Raw genomic sequence first — 13,896 nt, 5'->3', positions numbered from 1 at the left:
CTTCCGCATCAACAAGACCATGCGGTATATAAAAACTCTAACGATTTACGGAGCTCCATCTTGAAGCCGGTCACCGTTGTTGGAAGCATAAACATCGATTTGTTCAGCTATCTCGACCGCTGGCCAAAGGTCGGGGAAACCGTAAAGGTTCGGGAAACCGCTCACACACTTGGCGGGAAGGGCGCGAACCAAGCTGTTGCAGCAACAAAACTGGGCGCCAACGCAACGCTGATTGGCGCAATTGGGCGCGACAGTTTTGGCCGGGAAGCGGCAGACCAGCTCGATGCATTTGAAGTAAAAACCGATTTGATCGAAAAACCCGACTGCATGACCGGCATGGCCTTCATCGATGTCGGTCCGGACGGCGATAACATGATCCGCCTGTCTGGCGGTGCCAATGATCAATTGGCACCGGCCGATTTGGAAGTTTTTGCAAATCAGTTGAGTGATGGCGGCGTTGTTCTACTGCAAAATGAAATCAATCTTGAAACGTCATTGAAGGCGGCCGAACTTGCCCGGAAAGCAGGAGCCTTGGTGATTATGGATCCGGCCCCGGCACCAACTCCGGCCTGGCCGAAGTCCACTGTGACTGCTTTCGACGTTCTCACGCCGAATGCCAGCGAAGCCGGTGCCCTTTTGGGTCACATCCCCGTATCTTTGGAAGAAGCGCAGAACGGTGCACAGCGCCTTTGCAGTTACGGCCTGCGTGGTGTGATCATCACGATGGGTGAAAACGGTGTCGCGTGGTGTTTCGAAGGTGAAACCGGCAAGCTGCCTGCCCCAAAAGTCAATGCTATTGATACGGTTGCCGCCGGCGATTGCTTTAATGGCGCTCTGGCTACCGCTCTTGCCAAAGGAGACAAACTGCAGGACGCGATCCACTTTGCCATGCGGGCAGCCGCATTGGCGACGACCCGCAAGGGGGCCTCCAGTTCCTTGCCAAATCTCGCTGAATTGGAACAATTGCCTATTTCTGAGTTTGCGTAGAATCTGGCAACTACAGTAGATGCTTTAGACTGGGCGCCGGGACCGGTCTAAACCGGAATGATAAAAAGAGGATCTTCAATGCCGACCATCAAGGATGTCGCGCGCAAAGCCGATGTGTCGGTCGGTACGGTCTCCCGTGTCCTTGCAAAGAATGAAACCGTCAAACAGCCACTGAAACTGCGTGTCCAAGCCGCAATGGAAGAGCTTGGGTACAAACCCAATCTGGCCGCTAGAGCCCTACGGACAAACAGCATTGATGTCATTGGGGTGGTGGTTCCAGACATTACCAACCCCTTTTTTGCCCAGCTTGCCAAAGACATAGAAATGGAAGCGGCCAGCCGCAATCACTCGGTCATGCTGGCCAACTCTCACGATGATCCAGAAGCTGAGAAAACTCAGATATCTGCGCTTCTTGACCGTTCTGTCTGCGGTATCATTGTGGTGGCAACGTCCGACAGCAGCTTGCCTTACGAGGCAGAAGTACCCATCGTTTCGCTTGACCGCCGCATGGGCGACCACCCGCTGGTGACGACCGATCATTATGACGGTTCGGTGCAGGTTGCCGATCATCTCTACGAGCTCGGCCACCGGCGGATCGCCTATATTGCCGGGCCTAATTCGATGGAAGTTGCCCGGCGGCGGCGGGAGGGATTTGTCTCCCGGATCAAAAGCCTATCCACCCAGGAAGATCCTATTGATTTGACCATCTATGAAGGTCAGTTCGATTATGATTCTGGTGAAGAGATTTGCCGGAAAGTCTGGGCAGGAACTTCTGGCCAGCACCCGTTCCCGACGGCGATCGCAGCAGCAAGTGACCAGCAGGCCATTGGGGTCTTGCGGGCTGCACGGGACTTGAAGCTGGAGGTTCCCGGCGACCTGTCCGTTGCCGGTTTCGATGACATTTCGCTGGCCTCCCTGGTCGTCCCGCGTCTGACAACCATCCGCCAGCCGATCTCCGCACTCGCCTTATCTGCGGTCAATCGCATCTTCGATCGAGACAAGGCAGCCGGTGATGAAGAGATTTCCGGAAGTCTTGTTGTCCGGGAATCAACTGCCGGGCGCTGATCAGCACTCAGAAGCGCCCTCCAGGTACGCCTTTTCTATGTTTCAATGTCCACCGATTGTTTTGCCAGCGGGCATCGAATAAAAAATTAAATTCCGAGATAAGCCTCGCGGATGCGCGGGTCGGCGATCAGTTCTTCAGACGGGCCGGACAGCGTGACTTTTCCGGTCTCCATCACATATCCCCGATCGGCGATCTTCAGCGCGCCAAAGGCGTTTTGTTCAACCAAGAGCACTGTCACATCCTTATCCTTGAGCGACTTCACAACGTCAAAGATCTGAGCGACCAAAAGCGGTGCCAATCCCATCGATGGTTCATCGAGCAACAGGCAATGTGGACGCCCCATCAATGCCCTGGCAATCGCCAACATCTGTTGCTGACCACCGGAAAGGCCACCCGCAGAAAGGTTCCGCTTTTCCTTAAGGATCGGAAACATCTGGAAAGCATCATCCATGTCCTGCTCAACCCGGCCATCGGTAAAAAGAAACGCACCTAGCCGCAGGTTTTCTTCCACCGACAGGTTGGTGAAGATCTGCCGTCCTTCAGGTGACTGAGACAGCCCCCGTTTCAAGCGCTTATAAGCTGGTACCGCTGTCAGAACATCTCCCCGGAACCGGATGTCTCCACCCGTAACCGGCTGTGTGCCCGACAAGCACTTGAGCAAGGTTGTTTTGCCCGCACCGTTGGCACCGACCACGGTGACGATTTCCTTGGAAGAGACTTCCAGATCTATGCCGTGCAGCACCTCGATATGACCGTAGGCCGAGCGCAATCCATCAACCGACAGCATGAGCGTGCTCCTCTTCCGTACCAAGATACGCGGCGATCACATCTGGGTTTTTCGAGACGTTTTCTGGCGTGCCCTCGGCGATCTTTTCGCCGTGGTCCAACACCACAATATGGTTGGAAATTCGCATCACCATTTTCATGTCGTGTTCAACCAGCAGGATCGCGATGCCGGTTTTAGCGAGTTCGGCGATAAGATCGTCGATCTCTTCCGTCTCAACCGCATTGCAGCCCGCAGCTGGTTCATCAAGCAGCAAAACCTGCGGCCCAACGGCAAGGGCCCGGGCAATTTCCAGGCGCTTGAGCGCACCATAAGATAGATTTCCGGCTTCTTCTTCAGCAGCTTTTGATAGGCGAACTTTTTCCAACAGCGCCATCGCTTGTTCACGGACGTCTGCAGAACGCCGACGTGCAGCAGGCAAAGACAAGAGATCTGCCCAAATGGACGGGCGCTCAGTCAGATGAAATCCGGCCACCACGTTTTCCAAAACCGTCATGTCCTGGAAAATCTGCAGGTTCTGAAACGTGCGGGTGAGGCCCTTTCGGGCCAGATGAAACGGCGCCTTGGCCGTCACATCCTCGCCGTTCAGTTTCACCTGGCCAGCGTCTGGCAAGTAAACGCCCGAGATCATGTTGAAGAGCGTTGTTTTCCCAGCCCCGTTCGGGCCAATCACGGAAACGATCTCACCGGGCTTGACCGAAAAGCCGACATCATTGACTGCACGAAGCCCGCCGAAACTGATGCCAAGACCGCTGATTTCGAGAATGCTCATTAGACGCCCCTCCATCTGATGCGGGCCGCAAGGGATGGTAGAAGGCCAAGCGGCAAGAAGATCATGACAAGGATCATCACAAGACCAAGCACCAGGTGTTCATAGTCATGGAAAACCGTGAGCACCTGCGGCAGAAGTGTGAGGATGGCCGCGCCGAAGGTTGCTCCAAGGACGGAGCCGACGCCGCCCAGAACAGCCATGGTGACCATCTCGACGGAATGCATAAATCCCGCCACATCTGGCGTGATAAAGCCGTTTTGGAGTGCCAGAAGTGAGCCACCAACCGAGGCGTAGACCGCCGAGATCACGAATGCCTGCAGTTTATAACGGGCGACATCAATACCGACAGTTTGGGCTGCCGTTTCGGAACCATGCAGGGCCCGCATCGCCCGGCCCGTTGCGCTTTGGTAGAGGTTGAGCGCGATCCAGATGCCGATCAAAAGCACGATTGCGTTGAAGATATACCAGAATTCGCCGCCTGAAAGGCGCAGCCCCATTTCACGCAAGGCCTTGCGCAAACCGAGGCTCTGCACAGAGATGCCATCCGGACCTCCGGTCAGACCGCGCTCATTGGCAAGCACCATTGACACCAAAATGCCAAAACCGAGCGTGGCAACCCCGAGGTAATATCCTTTCAGGCGCAAGATCGGTCGGCCAATCAGAACAGCAAGTCCCGCTGATATACCAGCACCCAGCAGAATGGACAGAGCGGGCGGCAGGCCAAGATGAACCGGTGCCAAGGCGCAGGAATAAGCGCCGATCCCGGCAAACCCTGCATGGCCAAGGCTAATCTGTCCGGCATAGCCGATCAGGATGACAAGGCCGACCACGGAAAGCGCATTGATAAAAATAAGCGCACCAACGCGGTAGTAATATCCGGATGGAAAAAAGATCGGCAGGATGAGGACAATTGCTGCCAGAACGGCAAGCTGAATCCATTTGTGCTTGGCTGTCATGGCTCAGACCCTCTCCGTCGTCTTCTGACCAAAGAGGCCTTGCGGCATGACAAACAGCACCGCCAGGATCACCACAAAGGCGACCGCTTCCTTGTACTGAGACGAGATGTACCCAGCCGTCAGCGCTTCGAACAGGCCAAGCAGCAAACCGCCCACAAGGGCCCCCTTTGGATTACCCATGCCGCCGAGCATGGCCGCGGCAAACCCTTTCAGAGCCAGTCCGACTCCGACGTCGTAGCTGACCAAAGTGACCGGTGTGACCAAAACTCCCGCGAGCGCACCGATGGCCGCGGACAAGGCAAAGGACAGCGTCATGACAAAGCCGGTGTTGATCCCGACCAGCTGCGCAGCCAGCCGGTTGTTGGCGGTCGCCAATACGGCTTTACCCAGGAGTGTGCGGGTGAAAAACAGCCAAAGCCCAATGAAGATGGCAAAGGCCCCACCAATCACCCAAAGGCTTTGCGGCAGGATCGTCGCGCCCAGCAAATGTATTGGATCGTCGCCGGAAAAAGCTGGAAGTCTGTGCAGCTGTTTGTCGAAGATGACCTGTGCCGTTCCGCGGATCAGGATCGACGCCCCGATGGTGATGATGATCAGCGACACCACGGGTGCGCCGCGCGCCGGTTCAATGGCAAACTTGTTAAGCGCAACACCAATGGCCGCCGTCGCCACAATGGCCATCAGTGCAGCCAGCGGCAGCGGTAACCCTGCATCAAAGGCAAACACGGTGATCATACCGCCGAGCATGACAAACTCGCCCTGGGCAAAGTTCACCACATCCGACGCGTTGTAGATGATGGTGAAGCCCAGCGCGACCAGGGCGTAGACCGCACCAACGGTCAAGCCGGAATAGACGAACTGCATCAAAGCGTCCATCGGCGTCTCCTAAAGGGAAATTCTGAAGGCTGGCCGGGAGCCTGCTCCCGGCCTCTATAAGGATCGTTAGTCGATCGAGGTCCACTTGCCGTCGCGGATTTCCAGCATCCGGAAAGCACTCAGGTCGAGACCCAGATGGTCATCCGGGCTGAAGGTGTAAGTGCCAGTTGTGCCAACGAGGCTGCTGGTTGCTTCCAGAGCATCACGGATTGCGCTTGAATCTGAACTGCCGGCGCGGGCCATAGCATCTGTCATCAATCGGAAAGCGTCATGCGCATAGCCGCCAAAGGTCGAAACGGCTTCGCCATATTCTTCCTCATATGCAGATTTATAGGCAACCACGGCTTCCTTCTGCGGATCATCTGCTGCGAGAATGTCCGCGATTAACAGCGCGGTTCCCGGAAGGCGAACGCCTTCAGCAGCATCTTTGCCAGCCAACTCGATGAAGCTGTCGGAGGCGACACCGTGGCTCTGGTAGAGCGGCAGATCAATCCCGAGCTGTGCATAGTTCCGGGTGACAATCGCCGGGCCTTGGCCGAAACCCGGATTCAGAACCGCCTGAACACCCTCAGTCGATTTGATCTTGGTGAGCTGCGGGGTCATGTCCGCATCCTGACGGGAGTAGGTTTCCTGAGCCAGGATCTCAACACCGTATTTGCCGGATACATCGACACATTGAGCTTCCATCGACGCACCAAAACCGCCGGTCCCGGAGATCATTCCGATTTTGGTAATGCCGTTCTTCTGCATGTCGGTGAAGATTTTTTCGCAGGCCATGCGGTCTGTGTGCGGCGTCTTGAAGACATAGTCACGAACCGGATCGATGATCTGAATTGCACCTGCGAGCGAGATGAACGGAATGCCCTCATCTTCTGCGACGGAAAGAATGGACATGGTCGTGCCGGTGGTAGACCCGCCGATGATGGCGACAACTTCATCATCTTCCACCAGACGGGTCGCAAAGGTGCGGGCCTTGTTCGGATCACCGCCGTCGTCATAGAGCACCAGCTCGATCTTTTCGCCGTTGATGCCGCCGTTCGCGTTGAGATCCTCAATCAGCATGTAGAGCGTCTTGGCTTCCGGATCACCGAGGAACGCGGCCGGACCCGAGGCAGACAGGCTTGCGCCGAGTTTGATGTCAGCCTGAGCGGCGGTCACTGTTCCCAAGACCATCAATGTGGCCAAGGCTGTTTGTGCAAGTTTCATGGTTTCCTCCCAATGTTAATGACGAATGGCCGACCGCCTGATCAGGCGGTTTTGGGCCAGCGGATCATCACGCGCCGGAAGCGCGGTGCGACGAATGCGGTATCGGTGAGACTTGCGTTTCCGGCCGGGTTTGCACCGGTCACATGGAAATCGGAGAACGCCGCCGATTGATTTACATAGATGTTGCCGGTCAGGTTGACCGACAGATTGACACCGGCACGGGCGAAAGCTTTCGACGCTTGGCCAATCAGCTCTTGATCCGTGGCATAAAGCGCTGCGGTGATCGCCCCCTTTTCCCGGGCAAAGCGTGACGCCTGACGCACGGCCTCCTCAGCGGTGTCACTGGCGACAGCAAAAACGATCGGCCCAAAGCACTCCTGTTGGTGCATCTGGTCTGAGGGGTCTACGGCAACAATCAATGGCGTTGCAGACGTTCCAATACCCGTCTCATCGCTTTCCCGAAGAACACGTCCTGCGCCGCGGGCAGCCTGAATGCGATCTTGTGTTGCTGGATTCACGATTGTTCCACAAACACCGGAGGCCTGTTTCGGATCGGCGAGCAAGCTGTCGATCGCGGCCGAAATGCCGCCGATGACCTCATCAAAGGACCTGTGACCCTGATCAGTCTCAATGCCGTCCTTCGGCACATAGATGTTCTGCGGTGAGGTGCACATCTGGCCGGAATAAAGCGACACCGAAAACGCCAGATTGGCGCACATGGCGTCAAACTCATCCGTACCGGTGATCACCACCGAATTCACACCGGTTTCTTCCGTGAACACCAAAGCATCGCCAGCGTTCTGACGGATCCAGCCACCGAATTCCGACGACCCGGTGTAATCGATCAATTGAACGTCCGGATGCTGCACCAGCTCTTTGGTGATCGGGGTTTCCAGTTCATCGGCCGCAAGGAGAACTGCATCGGCCGGCAGACCTTCTTCGGCAAGAATTTCGCGCAAAAACTTGACCGTAATCGCGAGCGGCAGAATGGCCTTGGGATGCGGTTTGACGATCACCGTATTGCCGGTTGCCAGACTGGCGAACAGGCCGGGATATCCGTTCCAGGTTGGAAACGTGTTGCAGCCGATTGTCAGGGCTATTCCACGCGGCACAATCTCCCAACGCTTTTCAATGATGATCGGAGCGCGTTTGCCCTGTGGTTTTTCCCAAACGGCGCTTTGGGCCGTTGCGGTCAATTCGGCGTATGCGGCAGCTACAGCTTCTAGACCTCGATCCTGGGCATGCGGACCACCCGCCTGAAAAGCCATTGCAAAGGCTTGTCCTGTTGTGTGAGCGGTCGCATGGCCGAGCAGAAAACTGATCTTGTTCAAGCGCACCAGCGCCTCAAGCAGCACACCAATCCGTTTCTCGACAGATGTTTCTGACCAAGCTTCTGATGCCCTCGTGGACGCGACAACCAGCGTTTCCACATCCGCAGTTGGATACGTCAGATCGAGGTTTTGACCCCAGGGAGACGTCTCTTTACCGGCGCGGCGATCTTCAGGATGACCGGGAAGATCAAAGGGCTTGCCGAGCAGATCGGCAAACCCCGCCTCACCATCTGCGCGGGCCGTTTCGCCATAAGATTTGCCAGAAGGAATTTCCGGGAACGGCGTCCAGAATTCGCGCGTTTTGATCGCGTGCAATGCCCGCTCGAGCAACGTGCGGTGCCGATCAAAAAGCTGCGTCATGTAGTCTCCTCCCAACTGCATCACGGACCAGCCGTGTTGATCCTTATAATTGACCGACCGGACGGTTTATGCAACATTTTGTTTTATCGACACCGGAGGAAAATGGTGCCAGGGAGAGAAATATGTCAGAAAATCAAACTGTTATTTCGGATCTAACCAACGGCGTTTTGCAAATTACGCTCAATCGGCCGGACAAACTCAACTCGTTTAACGAGGAAATGCACTTGGCATTTCGCGCAGAAATTGAGCGCGCACATTCCGAAAAAACGGTGAGAGCAATTCTCTTGACAGGCGCCGGAAGGGGCTTTTGTGCAGGCCAGGATCTCGGCGACCGGGACCCGCGCAACGGGGAAAGATCCGATCTCGGTCACACGATTGAAACGTTCTACAATCCGACTCTGCGTCTTATCCGAAGCCTGGAAAAACCTGTCATCTGCGCAGTCAATGGCGTAGCAGCCGGCGCCGGTGCAAACATCGCCTTTGCCTGCGATATTGTTCTGGCTGCCCGCTCGGCAAAATTCATCCAGGCCTTTTCCAAGATCGGCCTCATTCCTGACGCTGGCGGCAGCTGGTCCCTTACCCGCATCTTGGGCGAACCGCGCGCCAAGGCCCTTGCCCTGCTGGCTGAACCCTTGATGGCTCAGCAGGCCGCCGACTGGGGCCTCATCTGGAAAGCGGTCGACGACGATGCGCTGATTGGCGAAGCAACCGCAATTGCCGAAAAACTTGCCGCCGGCCCAACCGTCGGCCTGGGACTGACCAAACGCCTCATCCAGGCAGCCGCAAACCAGGATCTCGACACACACCTCGACATGGAACGGGATTGCCAGCGCACTGCCGGCTTCACCGACGATTACGCAGAAGGCGTTACTTCGTTCTTAGAAAAGCGTCCAGCCAATTTCCGCGGTGAATGACATGCAAAATACCAAAGACATGACACCACAGGAACTGGCCGAAGCCTGCGCCAAGCTCATGTGGGACGGCGACAACGCATCGCAAAAACTGGGCATGAAAATCCTGCATATCGCACCTGGCGAAGCCGATATCTCCATGACCATCACTGAAGATATGACCAACGGCCACGGCAACTGTCATGGCGGCTACATCTTCTCTCTGGCAGACAGTGCGTTTGCCTTTGCTTGCAATACCTACAACCAGATGACCGTCGCCCAGCATTGCTCGGTCACCTACATCGCCCCGGGAACCTTGGGCGATTTTCTGACGGCCTCTGCACGTGAGATTTCCCGGACCGGACGATCCGGCATTTACGACATTCGAGTGATCCGCGAAGACGGCAAAGTTATCGCAGAGTTCCGCGGCCACTCCCGCACCATCAATCGCACTTTTCTGCCAACAGAAGAACAACCGGCCTGAACCGCGCCTTTTATGAGGAAACACCATGATCGATCTCACTCCTGATCGCGCCACTCTGGATCCCATCGAAATCGCCAGCCGCGATGAAATCTCCGCGCTACAGCAAGAGCGCCTGACTTGGTCACTCACCCACGCCTATGAAAATTCTCCGTTTTTCAAAAAACGGTTTGATGAACACGGTGCGCACCCAGGCGACTTCAAGTCTCTGGCAGATATCGCAAAATTCCCGTTCACCATTAAGCAGGACCTGCGCGACTGCTATCCGTTCGGCATGTTTGCAACAGAACGGGAAAACCTGGTTCGCATCCATGGCTCATCCGGCACGACAGGCAAGCCAACTGTTGTGGGTTATACCGCCAATGATATTTCCCATTGGTCAGACTTGATTGCCCGCTCCATCCGGGCGGCCGGCGGGCGCAAGGGCAACATTCTACACAATGCCTATGGATACGGCCTCTTCACCGGCGGCCTCGGCGCACACTATGGCGCAGAACGCCTTGGCTGCACCGTGGTGCCGATCTCCGGCGGCATGACTGAACGCCAAGTGACACTGATTGAAGACTTCAAGCCGGACGTCATCATGGTGACGCCGTCCTATATGCTGTCCATTCTCGACGAATACCGGCGCCGTGGTCTCGACGCCCGCCAAAGCTCCTTGAAAGTCGGCATTTTCGGCGCCGAACCCTGGACCAATGCGATGCGGCTCGAAATCGAACAGGCTTTCGATATGCATGCGGTCGACATCTATGGACTTTCGGAAATCATGGGCCCCGGTGTTGCACAAGAGTGCGTTGAAACCAAAGACGGCCTGCACATCTGGGAAGATCATTTCTATCCGGAAATCATCGATCCGGTGACGGAAGAAGTCCTGCCCGACGGCGAGATGGGCGAATTGGTCTTCACCACACTCACCAAAGAAGGCCTGCCGATGGTCCGCTACCGGACCCGTGACCTGACACGGATCCTGCCGGGAACCGCCCGCTCCATGCGCCGGATCGAGAAAATCACCGGCCGAAGCGATGACATGATCATTCTCCGGGGCGTCAACGTTTTCCCGACACAGATCGAAGAGCAGATCCTCAAATGTGAAGGTCTTGCCGCTCATTTCCAGATCGAACTCATCCGGGCAGGACGTATGGACGCGATGATCGTTCACGGCGAAGCCATGCCAAATGCCTCCAGCAGCGAAGCGCGCGAGGCTTCCGCAAAGGAATTGGCACACCACATAAAGTCGACGATCGGCATCTCAACAAAAATCGAAATCCATGACCCAGAAAAACTTCAGCGCTCGGAAGGTAAAGCCAAGCGGGTCCTAGACAATCGCCCGAAGGGCTAACGAAACAGGCTCATATAAAAATCTGTGAAATTTCCGGTTGGCCATTCATTGGCCGACCGGTAAGTCGATTGACTTGGAAATGGCATTGGGTTGCTATGGCAGCAACTTGTCAAACTATGGAGTTCCGAACACATGGCGAGAACCCGCGCCAGTGATTTTGCGGAAAAACAGCACGTCCTTCTGCTCACCGCAGCAAATGTCTTTGCAACGCAGGGCATGGAAAAAGCTTCTATGGCACAAATTGCTCAGGAAGCCGGCGTTTCAAAATCCCTGCTTTATCACTACTACCCGTCGAAAGACGCCCTCATTTTCGAGATCATACAATCCCACCTGGCCATCCTCGACAAGGCGCTGGAAGAAGCCGATGATCCGACGTTGCCCCCAGAAGAGCGGCTGCAGACCTTGGTCATGACTGTGCTTGATTCCTATCGTGGTGCAGATGACCAACACAAGGTTCAGCTGAATGCGGGCCCGGCTCTATCCGATGAGCAGAAGAGCGAGATTGTTGCCATCGAACGGCGGATCGTCCGGCATTTTTCAAATGCTTTGAAGGACATCCATCCGCATCTGGAAACCCCTGAGCGGCCGCTTTTGATGCCGGTGACCATGTCGCTCTTCGGCATGATGAACTGGGTCTATATGTGGTTCAAGGAGGGCGGTCCGATCTCCCGCGAAGACTACGCCAAGGTCGCCACTACCTTGATCCTGGAAGGCGTCAAGGCCGTCCGCTAATCAGTCTGCCGGTCAAGCTCCATTGTTGACCGGCAAGTCGTCCCTGGCCCTATGACGCCTCCGGCCAGGTCTTGGCAACCATGGTCAGAACATCATATTGCGCAACCACTTCATCCTTCTGGTTCGTGACCTGACAATCCCAGCGAACTTCGCCATGCCCGGCGTTTTCACGTGGATTGATTTCCTTGCAGGTGAGCCGAACTTTCAGGCTGTCACCAAAATAGACGGGTGTCAGGAAGCGCAAGTTGTCGACACCGTAGTTGGCGAGCACCGGGCCCGGCTCCGGGTCTACGAAAAGCCCCGCCGCAAATGACGCGATCAGGTAGCCATGTGCCACCCGGTCATCGAAGAACGGGTTCGCCTTGGCGGCATCACTATCCATATGGGCGTAGAACGTGTCACCGGTAAATTCAGCGAAATGCTCCACGTCTTCCAGGGTAACTTCGCGTGCCTTGGTGACGATCTGATCGCCGATCTTCAGTTCGGCCAAAGACTTACGGAACGGGTGAACGTCCGCCCACACCGGTGCGCCTTCAATCCACTGACCGGTCACAGCTGACAGCATTTCCGGCGTGCCTTGTATCGCAGAGCGCTGCATGAAGTGTTTGACGCCGCGCATGCCGCCCATTTCTTCGCCGCCGCCAGCACGCCCTGGACCGCCGTGCACCAGTGGTGCGAGGGGCGAACCGTGGCCAGTCGACGATTTGGCTGATCCGCGGTTGCCCATCAGCACGCGGCCATGGAATGGGGCCAAGCCTGTGACGACTTCATGCGCAAGCGCACCATCATTGGTGAAAAGCGAAGACGCCAGAGACCCCCTGCCTTTCCGAGCCAGTTCAACGGCTTCCTGATTATCTTCATAAGCCATGACCGTGGCGACCGGGCCAAAGGCTTCTACGGAATGCACAATCTCAGCATCGAGCGGCCTAGCACAGCGCATTAACACTGGCGCCATAAAGGCACCGTGCTCTGCGTCACCAGACACCAAGTCAACACTGTCCATGGATCCGGCAACGATCTCGGCTTCTTTGGAAAGCTCGGCCACCTTGGCCTTGACGCCTTCGCGGTCCTTCAAGGAGACGATTGCGCCCATTCGCACCGCTTCATCGTCCGGCAATCCGATTTTGGTTTTCGATAGGCGGGCTGAGACGGCTTCGACAACGGCCTGTTCATGCGCCTTGGGCACAATGATTCGGCGGATTGCGGTACATTTCTGCCCCGCCTTGACGGTCATCTCATTGGTAACTTCGCGAACAAACAAATCAAATTCGTCTGTTCCCAGGCCAGCATCAGCACCCAGAATAGACGCGTTCAAACTGTCGGCTTCCATGGTAAAGCGGACGGAGTGTTTCAGAACAGATGGGCTGGATTTCAGTTTCTGGCCGGTGGATGCAGAGCCGGTAAATGTCACGACGTCCTGCTCGTCGACGTGATCCAGCAGATCTCCCGCAGACCCCGTCACGATCTGCAGCGCGCCGTCGGGCAAGAGGCCTGTTTCTAGAATCCGACGAACCACCAGCTCTGTCAGATAAGCGGTCTGAGACGCCGGCTTGACGATACAAGGCATTCCGGCGATCAGCGACGGCGCGATCTTTTCCAGCATGCCCCAGACGGGGAAATTGTAGGCGTTGATGTGAACAGCAACACCGATAAATGGGCTCAAGATATGCTGGGCGACAAACGATCCGTCGCGCGCCAGAACCTCCACCGGCCCTTCAGTCAGAACCTTGGTGTTCGGCAATTCCCGGCGCGCTTTTGAAGCGAAGGTCAGCATGGTGCCGATACCACCTTCAATATCGATCCAGCCATCTCGCCGGGTCGCGCCGGTCGCAAAGTTCTCCAGATAAAACTCTTCTTTCAGCTCCATAAGCTTCAGGCCAACGGCTTTCAACATCAAAGCCCGCTCGTGGATGGTCATGGCCCGCAAAGCAGGACCGCCTTTGGCCCGCCCCCACTGAAGCGCTGCTTTGAAATCTAGCCCCGCAGTCCCGATCAAAGCATGAATGCCGCCCGTGGCGGCATTCAAGACAGGTTGGCCTTCACCATCCCCCCGGCGCCAAGCGCCCTCAACATAACTTTCCAAACGGCGCGCCGTCGTCCCCATGGCCATTCTGGA

The 13,896-nt window shown here is 56.2% G+C and carries 13 protein-coding genes; 6 read left to right on the top strand and 7 right to left on the bottom strand.

Annotation, left to right across the window (positions count from 1 at the left end):
- Positions 1 to 60 precede the first annotated feature (60 nt).
- Together rbsK and FJ695_RS09090 are read left to right on the top strand one after the other, a co-directional pair.
- Positions 61 to 987, top strand: a complete 927-nt coding sequence (rbsK, locus tag FJ695_RS09095; protein WP_141185145.1) for a ribokinase — start codon at positions 61 to 63, stop codon at positions 985 to 987.
- 78 nt (positions 988 to 1,065) lie between these two features.
- Positions 1,066 to 2,052: a LacI family DNA-binding transcriptional regulator gene (locus FJ695_RS09090; RefSeq protein WP_141185144.1), complete on the top strand. Its 987-nt coding sequence runs from the start codon at positions 1,066 to 1,068 to the stop codon at positions 2,050 to 2,052.
- 86 nt (positions 2,053 to 2,138) lie between these two features.
- Here the strand turns inward: FJ695_RS09090 and FJ695_RS09085 are convergent, their stop codons facing one another.
- The 6 genes from FJ695_RS09085 to paaN all read right to left on the bottom strand — a co-directional run bounded on the left by FJ695_RS09085 (position 2,139) and on the right by paaN (position 8,338).
- Positions 2,139 to 2,840, bottom strand: a complete 702-nt coding sequence (locus tag FJ695_RS09085) for an ABC transporter ATP-binding protein (protein WP_141185143.1) — start codon at positions 2,838 to 2,840, stop codon at positions 2,139 to 2,141.
- Entirely contained in the window at positions 2,827 to 3,609 is a 783-nt protein-coding gene (locus FJ695_RS09080; protein WP_141185142.1) for an ABC transporter ATP-binding protein, read from the bottom strand. Before FJ695_RS09080 ends, FJ695_RS09085 begins: the two co-directional genes overlap by 14 nt.
- The gene (locus FJ695_RS09075; protein ID WP_141185141.1) at positions 3,609 to 4,565 is read right to left on the bottom strand and encodes a branched-chain amino acid ABC transporter permease; all 957 of its coding nucleotides are present in this window, start codon (positions 4,563 to 4,565) and stop codon (positions 3,609 to 3,611) included. The genes FJ695_RS09080 and FJ695_RS09075 overlap by 1 nt, the downstream gene beginning before the upstream one ends.
- Before the next feature lie 3 nt (positions 4,566 to 4,568).
- Positions 4,569 to 5,441, bottom strand: a complete 873-nt coding sequence (locus tag FJ695_RS09070) for a branched-chain amino acid ABC transporter permease (RefSeq protein WP_141185140.1) — start codon at positions 5,439 to 5,441, stop codon at positions 4,569 to 4,571.
- Between the two features lie 66 nt (positions 5,442 to 5,507).
- Entirely contained in the window at positions 5,508 to 6,647 is a 1,140-nt protein-coding gene (locus FJ695_RS09065) for an ABC transporter substrate-binding protein (protein WP_141185139.1), read from the bottom strand.
- A 41-nt stretch (positions 6,648 to 6,688) separates the two neighbouring features.
- Positions 6,689 to 8,338 (bottom strand): phenylacetic acid degradation protein PaaN, encoded by a 1,650-nt coding sequence (gene paaN / locus FJ695_RS09060; protein ID WP_141185138.1) that lies wholly within the window; start codon positions 8,336 to 8,338, stop codon positions 6,689 to 6,691.
- A gap of 122 nt (positions 8,339 to 8,460) precedes the next feature.
- Here paaN and paaG point away from each other — a divergent pair, with 122 nt between their 5' ends.
- From paaG to FJ695_RS09040, 4 genes are all read left to right on the top strand, one after another.
- Entirely contained in the window at positions 8,461 to 9,252 is a 792-nt protein-coding gene (gene paaG, locus FJ695_RS09055) for a 2-(1,2-epoxy-1,2-dihydrophenyl)acetyl-CoA isomerase PaaG (RefSeq protein ID WP_141185137.1), read from the top strand.
- 1 nt (position 9,253) lies between these two features.
- The gene (gene paaI, locus FJ695_RS09050) at positions 9,254 to 9,712 is read left to right on the top strand and encodes a hydroxyphenylacetyl-CoA thioesterase PaaI (RefSeq protein WP_141185136.1); all 459 of its coding nucleotides are present in this window, start codon (positions 9,254 to 9,256) and stop codon (positions 9,710 to 9,712) included.
- Between the two features lie 25 nt (positions 9,713 to 9,737).
- Positions 9,738 to 11,048 carry a phenylacetate--CoA ligase PaaK gene (paaK, locus tag FJ695_RS09045; RefSeq protein WP_141185135.1) on the top strand — a complete coding sequence of 437 codons (1,311 nt, stop codon included), beginning with the start codon at positions 9,738 to 9,740 and terminating at the stop codon, positions 11,046 to 11,048.
- 132 nt (positions 11,049 to 11,180) lie between these two features.
- A complete protein-coding gene (locus FJ695_RS09040; RefSeq protein WP_141185134.1) occupies positions 11,181 to 11,780 on the top strand; it encodes a TetR/AcrR family transcriptional regulator in 600 nt (199 codons plus the stop codon).
- A gap of 49 nt (positions 11,781 to 11,829) precedes the next feature.
- Here FJ695_RS09040 and paaZ read toward each other — a convergent pair whose 3' ends face one another.
- Positions 11,830 to 13,884, bottom strand: a complete 2,055-nt coding sequence (gene paaZ / locus FJ695_RS09035; RefSeq protein WP_141188648.1) for a phenylacetic acid degradation bifunctional protein PaaZ — start codon at positions 13,882 to 13,884, stop codon at positions 11,830 to 11,832.
- Between the last annotated feature and the right edge of the window lie 12 nt (positions 13,885 to 13,896).

This window comes from Labrenzia sp. PHM005 (assembly GCF_006517275.1).
Lineage (GTDB): Bacteria > Pseudomonadota > Alphaproteobacteria > Rhizobiales > Stappiaceae > Roseibium.
The sequence above is the reverse complement of the archived record's forward strand: the minus strand, read 5'-3'. Positions and strand labels throughout refer to the sequence as shown.